Origin of the sequence: Streptomyces sp. MK37H, assembly GCF_018035285.1 — a bacterium.
Classification (GTDB): domain Bacteria; phylum Actinomycetota; class Actinomycetes; order Streptomycetales; family Streptomycetaceae; genus Streptomyces; species Streptomyces endocoffeicus.
Window position 1 is genome coordinate 1 of the sequence record NZ_JAAAYH010000757.1, and the last position, 2,114, is coordinate 2,114.

Below are 2,114 nucleotides of genomic sequence, written 5' to 3' on the forward strand. Positions count from 1 at the left end.
CGTAGACCCGTCCGTAGACCCGTGGGTCGCCGGTGATCGAGGCGCCCGTCCAGCCCCACTGATGGGCGTCGTTGTTGATCCGGGTCCAGCTCGCCCCGGCGTCCGTGGAGCGGAAGATGCCGCGTACGCCGCCGATTTTCGCGCTGGTGTAGAGCGTCTGGTACGAGGCGCCCGGCGCCGCCTTGCCGAAGCCGATGGTGTCCGCCTGCTGGACACCGCTCAGCTTGGTGAAGGTCGCGCCGGAGTCCGTGGAGTGCCACAGCCCGTACGCCCCGCCGGTGCCGCCGCCCGCGAGCCAGATGTCGCCCTCGGCGCCCGGCAGCGCCTTGAACCGCACCGGGCCGTCGGCCGGCAGCCCGGAGGACGCCCTGGCGGTGAAGGTGGCGCCGCCGTCGGTGGAGACGTAGAAGGTGCCCGCCTTGAAGCCGTAGAACTTCTTGGGGTTCTCGCGGTCGGACTCCACGACCGCCCCGGCGGGGATGCCGCTCGACGCAGACCACGAGTTGCCGAAACCGGTGGTGTGGTAGACGGCCGAGGTGCCCTCCGGGGCCCAGACGAAGCCGCTGCCGTCGGCCGCCGCGGCCACCGTGCCGCCGCCGGTGACCCCGGACGGCTCGCTGCCCTGGAACCAGTTGGCGCCGTTGTCGGTCGAGAAGGCGATCCGCGGCGCGGAGTCGTTGTCGCCGACCCGGACCACGGTGTTCGGACTGGTCTCGGCGTAGTCCAGGCTGGTGGTCGTGGTGAACGTCGGCGAGGTGTACATCCTCGCGGGCACCGCGTCGGGATCGGTGTGCCGGAAGCCCCCGATGTCACCGAGCGCGCTCAGCAGTGGGGCGCCGGTGGGCGGGCTGGCCAGATCGTTGACCGCCGTCTCCTCCAGGCCCTTGACCATGGGCGTGATGGCGATCTTGCCGCCCGTGTCCCAGTTTCCGAGGTTCTCCGTGCCGTAGACCGTCGCCCCCGTGCCGTACATCATCCGGTTGGAGTCGAACGGGTCGATCTCCAGCGCCTCGGTCATCCAGCCCAGCTTCGGGGTGACTTCGGGCGGGGAGGGGTTGGTGCCGAAGGTCAGCCAGGGGACGGACGAGACATCCTGGGTGTAGCGGAAGGACCGGTTCGGATAGCTGGTGAAGTCCCAGGCCCGGGTCCAGGTGGCACCGGAGTCGGTGGAGCGGAAGATCTGGGTGTCCGGCCACCAGGAGCTGTAGCCGGTCACCATCAGCGTGCCCGGCTTCTGGCGGTCGACCGTGAGCCCGCTGTAGCCGAAGTAGGTGTCGGCGTCCGCCATGGGGCTGATGTTCTTCCACTCCCCGGTGGCCGTGGTGTACCGCCACACCTGGCCCTTCTCCCCGTCGTAGGGGCCGCCCTTGTCGCTGGTGGTGAGGTACAGATAGCCGTTCTTGGCGTCCAGGACGCCCTTGTGGGAGAGATAGCCGGTGGGCTGCCCGGCCACCCGCGACCAGGTGGCGCCCGCGTCCGTCGAGCGGTAGACGGTGTTGTCCTTGTCGGCCACGCCCACGTAGATGGTCTTCGTGGCGCTGCCGGAGGAGCCGGTGCGCTCGTCGAAGGTCACCCACACCACGCCCTGGTTGTCGCTCAGATAGCCGCTGGTGTCGCTCGCGTCCTGGACGTAGGTGCCGGGGTTCGGGAAGGACGTCACCTTGGACCAGGTGACACCGGAGTCGGTGGAGCGCCACAGCCCGTTGCCGCTCGGCGCGCCGAGGTAGAGCACGCTGTTCCGGTTGGGGTCCACCGCCAGCCGCTCACCCATGCCGCGGCCGGGCATGTTGCCGCCCAGCTTGAAGGGGAGGGTGGTGGACTGCCAGCCGGCGCCCCGGTTGGACGAGCGCAGGATCGCGCCATTGCCCGGGTCCCAGCCGTTGGTGTACGTACCGGCCGCCACATAGACCTTGTCGGGATCCACCGGGTCGCTGGCCAGGCTCACCACCCCGGTCCAGCCCCAGTGGTCCCAGCCCAGCGAGTCCAGCAGCGGCACCCACCGCTTGCCGGACTGATCCCAGCGGTACGCCCCGCCGATGTCGGTGCGGGCGTAGGCGAGGTTCTTCTCCTTGCGGTTGAAGACGATGCCGGGGACGAAGCCGCCGCCGTCCACG

At 70.1% G+C, this 2,114-nt stretch carries 1 protein-coding gene; it reads right to left on the reverse strand.

What is annotated here, in order from left to right; all coding sequences use genetic code 11:
- A partial coding sequence (locus GWI24_RS43580; RefSeq protein ID WP_210951546.1) for a glycoside hydrolase occupies nucleotides 1-2,114 on the reverse strand: 2,114 nt, incomplete at both ends.